This is a genomic window from Coleofasciculus sp. E2-BRE-01 (assembly GCF_040221695.1).
Lineage (GTDB): Bacteria > Cyanobacteriota > Cyanobacteriia > Cyanobacteriales > Coleofasciculaceae > Coleofasciculus.
In genome coordinates this window covers 1-7,409 of the sequence record NZ_JAVKEA010000026.1, presented here as the reverse complement: position 1 = coordinate 7,409, position 7,409 = coordinate 1, and the positions used below count along the sequence as shown (strand labels likewise).

The following is a 7,409-nucleotide window of genomic DNA, read 5'->3' as shown; positions in this document are numbered from 1 at the left end:
GATGAATAGGTGAGGTGAATGGTGGTAGGTGTGAGGTTTTTTCGCCTCCAACAGACAATTCCATCCTGACACCCGACACCCGACACCCGACACCCGACACCCGACACCCGACACCCGACACCCTTGCTCAACCGAGCTTTCACCTTAAGTTGACACCAATGGGCATTGCCGTGCCCTTACCCCATATTACTCCTGCATCTTCTCTTGCAGCAACTTCAGAGTATCCGACTGCGATCGTAACTCCACCACAAAATCCGGGCAAATATTGGCAAACGTTCCCTTTTGTTCATCCGTCATTTCCTGTCATAGAGATTAGCGATTTAGGCAGTTAAAAACCCGGTTTCTGACTCAAATTTTTATATTTTTCCCAAAATTAGGTTGATCAACCAAGTTTTTAGTTCTATTCATCTATGTTAGCCGATCGCACTTTCCGAGATTATCAACTTTAAAAACGCGATATTTATATTATCCATTTGTATTGGTGCGTTACGCGGGAAACACAATTCACTGGAGTTTCCCCTAAATTATTGCCCCGCTAACGCACCCTACTTGCTGACTTAAATTTTCATGTCTTTCTCAAAATTAGGTTGATTAACCAAGTTTTTAGTTCTATTCACCTATGTTAGCCGATCGCACTTTCCGAGATTATCAACGTTTAAAACGCGATTATTTATATTATCCATTTGTATTGGTGCGTTACGCGGGGAACACAATTGACTGGAGTTTCCCCTAAATTATTGCCCCGCTAACGCACCCTACTGGCTAATTGCGGCGGTGTTACATTACAATTGAAAAACTTAAGGAGTATGTCTAGAATCAAGAGCGCCCGGATTCATCCCGTCACTGAAAGTGAAGGTCTTCTCTGGGCATCAAGATAAGCCCTCATCTCCTGCCAAAAGCCATGGCGAATCTATTAATTATCGAATCAGGCGGTAAGGTCAAAAAGCTTAAATCCATTCTCGGTGCTGGCTGGACGGTTAAAGCGAGTATGGGTCACGTTCGGGAATTAGCCGATGATGGTGAAGATTCTCTGGGATTTGATTTGGACGGTTCCCACATCCACTGTCGCTACGTTCCCCGGAGTAGTCAAGCCAAGAAAATCTTATCGGAGTTGCGTGGTGCGATTCGCCAAGCTGACCGAATTTACCTGGGGACTGATCCCGATAGAGAAGGGGAAACCATTGGTTGGCATTTGACCCAGGCTTTGCGATTAAAGAATCCGTTACGGGTGACCTATACCGAGATTACCAAAGCCGCCGTCGATCGCGCGATCGCACATCCGAAAACCCTTGACTCAAACTTAGTCGCCGCCGGACGCGCCAGGGATTGTTTGGATAAGTTGGTGGGATATAAGGGGAGTCGGTTAGTCTGGCGCTTGAATAACGGCTGCAAGTCCATGGGACGGGTGCAGAGTGCGACACTGCATCTATTGGTGAAGCGAGAACAAGAGATTTTGGCATTTAAACCCCAGGATTATTGGGTCGTCTGGGTGGAGTATCAGGAGGGATTTAAAGCTGTTTACGCGGGTCGAACTTACCCGCAAACGGCACAACGGCGGAATTCGAGGGATAAAAATAAGACTCAACCGGATGATGCGGGGGAGGAGACGCCAGTATCAGAGGGGACGCGGGTACTCTCTCAGGAAGACGCGGATCAACTCGTTGCGATCGCACGGTCTCATTCTCATCATGTTGTCACAGTCGAGGGAAAAACGGTTAAACAATCTCCCCCCGCCGCCTTTATAACTTCTACGCTTCAGCAATCTGCTGGTGCGAAACTGAAGCTGAATCCAGAAGTGACGATGAAAATTGCCCAAAGCCTCTATGAAGCGGGACATATTACCTATATGCGGACGGATTCGGTGGCGTTGTCTCCAGAGTTTTGTCAGGCGGCGAAACAGTGGCTTTTACAGCATGACCCGGATAATGTACCCTCTAGAGTAGCCGCCCATCGCTCCAAATCTGGGGCGCAAGCAGCCCATGAAGCGATTCGTCCGACTCATGTTGAACGCACACCAGAACAATTATCGGTTCAACTGACTAGGGATGAGGCAAAACTGTATGATTTAATTTGGCGTCGCGCGATCGCAACTCAGTGCTGTCAAGCTCAATTGTCCAAAACTCGGATTATCACCCAATCGGGGGATGTATTTTGGGAAGCCAGAGGACAAGTGTTACTCGTACCCGGTTATACTCGCTATTGGCATAATATTGCCGCCGATTCCCAATTACCACGAGTACAGCCAGGACAATCTCTGACATTAGATAACGCAGGTGCGGATAAGAAACAGACGCAGCCACCCCCACGCTACAGCGAACCCAAACTGGTACAGGCGATGGAACGGTCTGGAATTGGTCGTCCTAGCACTTATGCGCCAACGATTAAGACATTGAAAGCGCGTAACTATGTGCAGTTAAGCAAAGGGAAATTGCAGCCAACCCAACTGGGGATGGAATTGGATGCATTTTTGGCACAGGTGTTACCGGATCTAATTCAGCCAGAATTTACCGCTAAGATGGAATCGGATTTAGATGCGATCGCGTCTGGGAAATTGGATTGGGAGTGTTATTTAACCGGGTGGAATCGGGATTATTTTGCTCCGGCGCTCAACTCGGCATTTGCCCAAGTCCCAGAGATAGCCAGTCAAACTCAGTCTACCCCGAAAGCTGAATCAAAACGGCGTCCGAGAACGGAACTCACGGATTATTCCTGTCCTAAATGTCAGCATCGGATGACTAAGGTATTTTCTACATCTAAGAAGCTAAAAGCCGATCATTTCCTCAGTTGCGATAACCGTGAGGGGGGATGTGGGGCGGTAATGTTTTGGAATGGGAAGGTTGGGGAGTATGAGTTACCCCGTTCGGAACGTCCTGTAGCCGCCAAACCCACCAAGCCAGCCAACTTAACCGAGTATGCTTGTCCCAAGTGTGGCAAGCCGTTGGAGTTGTATGAATATGAGAAAGAGGGTCAAGCTAAAAAGATGCTGCGTTGTGCAAATCCCAAGTCTCGTCAGGGGAAATGTAAAACTGTGGCTTATTTTTGGACGAAAAAGGGGACGTTTTGGAGTCCCAAGCTTGGCGAGGTGAAAAAGTGATGGGTGATGGTTATAACAGTCAACTATTGTTACAGTGTTTGAATTTGACATAAGTAAGGTTAAATACATTAATGCTACTACTAAAAATGATGCTCATTATTGGCTAAAAAATGATGATTTTCTAATGACTAGAATTAACACAAGTAAACTTGTAGGACACGTTGCAATTTGTGATGGCATGGAAGAGCTAAAAATTTGCTGCGATTTAATCATGAAAATGAGAATTGATGAAGACAAAGTAAGAAGGAGACTTGTTTATTGGCACTTCAGGACTCCTCAGATTCGGGAACTAATTACGAGTAGTGCGAGAGGAACCAACCCCACAATGAGAAAAATAAATAAATCTATTATTCAAGATTTACCCGTTTTTTTGCTATCAATTCCTGAGCAAGAGATAGTATTAAAAAAGCTAAACGATGTTTATCGAGAAACCCAACGCCTCGAATCCATCTACCAACGCAAACTCGAAGCCCTGCAAGAACTCAAACAATCCATTCTCCACAAAGCATTTACCGGAGAAGTTACTGTAAATACCACTACGACAGAGGAAATTGCCGCATGATCACTCTTGAGACTTTAGAAGGCTGGTTAAATTCTTCTGTCGAACATGAGCAACTCGAATTTAAAGAAGCCAAAAACCAATTTGATAACACCAAACTGATGAAATACTGCGTCGCCCTCGCTAATGAGGGAGGAGGGTATCTCATTTTTGGTATTACTGACAAACGACCGCATCAGGTGGTTGGTTCTCAAGCCTTCCCAACACCCGAAGCTCTCAACAAAATCAAAGCGCAAATTGTCGAAAAGCTTCGCCTACGGGTAGAAATTACAGAACTAAACCACCCCAAAGGTCGGGTGTTGGTTTTTGAAGTTCCAACCAGACCTACTGGACAACCCATAGCTTTTGAGGGAGCTTATCTCATGCGAGCAGGCGAAGATCTTGTACCCATGACTCCAGATATGCTCAAGCGTATCTTTGCTGAAGATCAACAAGATTGGTTTTCTCAACCTGCTCGTTCTAATGCCAGTCCTGATGAAGTCATTGCTCTACTAGATACACAAACCTACTTTGAACTGCTAGAGCTTCCTTATCCCACCAATCGTGATGCTGTTCTAGAAAGATTACAAAGCGATCAACTACTTCAACAAGCCTCACAAGGGTGGATAATTCCTAATCTATCTGCCATCCTTCTTGCTAAACGACTTGACAACTTTTCTTTTAGCTTGGCTCGTAAAGCAGCACGAATTATTATTTATGAAGGGGCAAATAAACTTCATACTCGTATAGACCAGACGGAACAGAAAGGATATGCAGTAGGTTTTGAGCGTTTAGTTGATTTTGTCCATTCATCCGCCCCCCAGAATCGCTGTGTCGAAGAAGTTGTAAGAGAAGAAGTAAAAATGTTCCCAAGGCAAGCTCTACGAGAGTTAATTGCTAACGCTTTGGTTCACCAAGATTTTCTCGCCACAGGTACTTCAGTCATAATCGAGATGTACGACGATCGAGTCGAAATCTCTAATCCTGGCATTCCCCCAATTAAGGTAGAACGTTTCATAGACGAGTATCGCTCCCGCAATGAGCAATTAGCTGACTTAATGCGCCGCTTTAGAGTTTGTGAAGAAAAGGGAAGCGGTATTGATAAGGTTATTTGCGCTGCCGAGGCGTATCAACTTCCTGCCCCAGACTTTAGAGTAGGTGACATCCGAACGATTGCTGTCTTATTCGCTCACCAAGACTTTAATGAGATGAGTCAATCTGATCGAATTCGAGCTTGTTATCAGCACTGCTGCCTCCTCTATATTAGTAATCAGCGTATGTCTAATCAAAGTCTACGAGAGCGATTTCGTCTAAACAAATCAAAAACTGGCACTGTCTCTCAAGTGATTGGTGCGACTAAAGAAGCAGGACTAATCAAGCTCGATGAATCTGAATCGAGTTCAACTCGTTACGCTCGTTATCTGCCCTTTTGGGCATAGACCCAAGTGCTTTAACGCAAATCCATTTTAGCCATAGCGAATCCGCGAAACCCTTATAGAGTAAGAATAAAAGTGTTTTAACGCAAATCCAAATCCCCCAAAATCACGAATGAAGCCGAAACCAGAGCCGAACTGATTGACCCTGCCCTCCGTGCTGCGGGTTGGGGTGTGGTGGACGAAACCCGCCAACCCAGCCGCCGTCCTCGCATTCTCTTTCTGGCAGACCGCAACATCCTCGCCAACCAAGCCTTTATCGACTTTTCCGCCTTCCCAGCCGATGCCTTAGTCCGGATTGACCCGGAAGCCATTGCCAAAAAAACGCAAAGCCCCGAAAAACGGCGATAAGGAACCCACGCCCAACTTCGGCGAATATCCCCCCGACTTTTTTATCCAAACCAATCTGGATGAATACGTTTACAACGATGAGGACATTGTAGACGCCGGAACCATCGAGCGCGATCGCGTCTACACCGAAGCCGACTTTAACCGCATCATTGAAATGCGACCCCGTGAAGCCTATCGGGTGTGAGTCTTCATGGAAGCGATTAACCAGAACGAGAAAACCCTGGTTTTCTGTGCTACCCAAGACCACGCCCTGATGGTACGCGACCTGATTAACCAAATGAAGGTTAGCAGCGACTCATATCCTAAGGATTGCCCATAATTGCAATGCTGTAATAACAGGGGTTTCAGGCGTTTTTATTAGAGGTGTTTGACCGAACATGACATCACCCCTTCAGCCCTTAGCTACCCATACTTTGAGTAGCATTGACATTTCCCCCAGCTCCCCCAGCTTCCCCATCTTCCCCAGCTTCCCCAACTCCCTACCCCTACAGATATTTAACTTCCGCTCAACATGGTGCGTAATCGTCCCGGAAGAGGCTGATTACCCGAATCGTGATGGCGCAGTAACTTTAACAAGGGTTCTGGTACAGTGGCGCTCAGATTAATTTGTAACTGAGGACCCGAAAGAGCAAGTCGAATAATCGTTTCATTTTGAATCTCCAGTTCCGTAATCGGTTGACCGTCCTTATACGTCCCATTGTTACCAAAGTTAATCAATTTCCATCGGTTCCCCATACGCCGCAATTCCAGATGGTAACGCGAGACAACCGAACTTCGCAGCACAATATGGTTATCTGCACAGCGCCCTATTTTAATAATCGGTTGATCGGTAAAATGCCATTGTTGAATCGGTACACTATGGGACGGCGATCGCAGTGATACCGTAACAACATTTGGAGCAAGATTTACGCCTGACAAAGATTTATGAATCAATTGATGCACCCCTAAAAATCAAAACTTGATAGTTAGTTTATTAGGCTTACTATTTCTAGAAGCCCACACTCTACTCCGAAGAGTCAGTGTGTGAAGTTGTCCCTTTAATCATGACACGCCTCAGACGAATCGCATAGCGCGATTTACGTCTAGGACATGACTGGGCGGGGAAATGTGACTAGAAACCCTAGATATTCCGTACTTTCCCCGCATCTCCCGCTAACCTGGGAGTTTTGCCTAGAGAGTACGCGATCGCAATAGCCGGATCGCTGTTGGTTATCACCTTAACACTATACCTAACTCACAATTGAGTTAAGATGCTCAGTATCACTTGATAGCTGATAACTTCAGTTTACAGACTCTGACCCAGTTTTTCACACCGTATTATTACGGAGCAACTCAAAACCGCTATACAAGTAAATGCCCCAATGCTAGCATACCCATTCAATCATTGAAATTGATGGGATAATTTCCCAGTAATTGTAGCACAAGCTACCAAATCATCCCCTACCAGGGAGAGTTAGGGAGGGGTCTGACCCCCCAGTTCAGTGACTCCCAGTATCATACTTTTAACTCTGATATAAATTAATAATAACCTAACCCGAATGGCACGTTATTGAAGCCGAATCTGACTAACTTGGATACCAGAAAATGATCCGGTTGGTTAACTCACTAGGGAAAAGACCCCTCCCATGCATGTCAACTTAAAAAGATGGGGAAATTGGGGAAAAAGAAAGTTCTACATTAAACTGCAACTTTGTATCACCCACTCACACCCTCGCCCCTTTCCGTATAAGTAAATAGTTGAACCCGTTTTAACGGGTTTAAGCTTTTATCCCCAACTTGAGTTGAGGGCGGACTTTGTATCATCCAATCACACCCTCGCCCCGTTCCGCATAACTAAATAGTAGAACCCGTATTAACGAGTTTAAGCTTTTAGCCCCAACTTGAGTTGAGGTCTGACTTTGTATCACTCACGCCCTCGCCCCCTTCCGTATAAGTAAATAGTTGAACCCGTTTTAACGGGTTTAAGCTTTTAGCCCCAACTTGAGTTGAGGGC

At 45.7% G+C, this 7,409-nt stretch carries 4 protein-coding genes and 2 pseudogenes; 4 read left to right on the top strand and 2 right to left on the bottom strand.

Annotated elements, in window-relative coordinates; genetic code table 11:
- Positions 1-189: 189 nt before the first annotated feature.
- Positions 190-297 (bottom strand): annotated as a pseudogene (locus RIG66_RS03145) (Uma2 family endonuclease); the annotation flags it as partial.
- Positions 298-901: 604 nt separating this feature from the next.
- Between RIG66_RS03145 and topA the strand changes: the two are divergent.
- The 4 genes and pseudogenes from topA to RIG66_RS03125 form a co-directional block, all read left to right on the top strand.
- Entirely contained in the window at positions 902-3,094 is a 2,193-nt protein-coding gene (topA, locus tag RIG66_RS03140; RefSeq protein WP_446375124.1) for a type I DNA topoisomerase, read from the top strand.
- 34 nt (positions 3,095-3,128) lie between these two features.
- Entirely contained in the window at positions 3,129-3,656 is a 528-nt protein-coding gene (locus RIG66_RS03135; RefSeq protein WP_446375122.1) for a hypothetical protein, read from the top strand.
- Positions 3,653-5,071 carry an ATP-binding protein gene (locus RIG66_RS03130; protein WP_446375120.1) on the top strand — a complete coding sequence of 473 codons (1,419 nt, stop codon included), beginning with the start codon at positions 3,653-3,655 and terminating at the stop codon, positions 5,069-5,071. Before RIG66_RS03135 ends, RIG66_RS03130 begins: the two co-directional genes overlap by 4 nt.
- 180 nt (positions 5,072-5,251) lie before the next feature.
- A pseudogene (locus RIG66_RS03125) lies at positions 5,252-5,711 on the top strand (EcoAI/FtnUII family type I restriction enzme subunit R); the annotation flags it as partial.
- A 200-nt stretch (positions 5,712-5,911) separates the two neighbouring features.
- Here RIG66_RS03125 and RIG66_RS03120 read toward each other — a convergent pair.
- A complete protein-coding gene (locus RIG66_RS03120) occupies positions 5,912-6,349 on the bottom strand; it encodes an FHA domain-containing protein (protein WP_446375118.1) in 438 nt (145 codons plus the stop codon).
- Positions 6,350-7,409 lie beyond the last annotated feature (1,060 nt).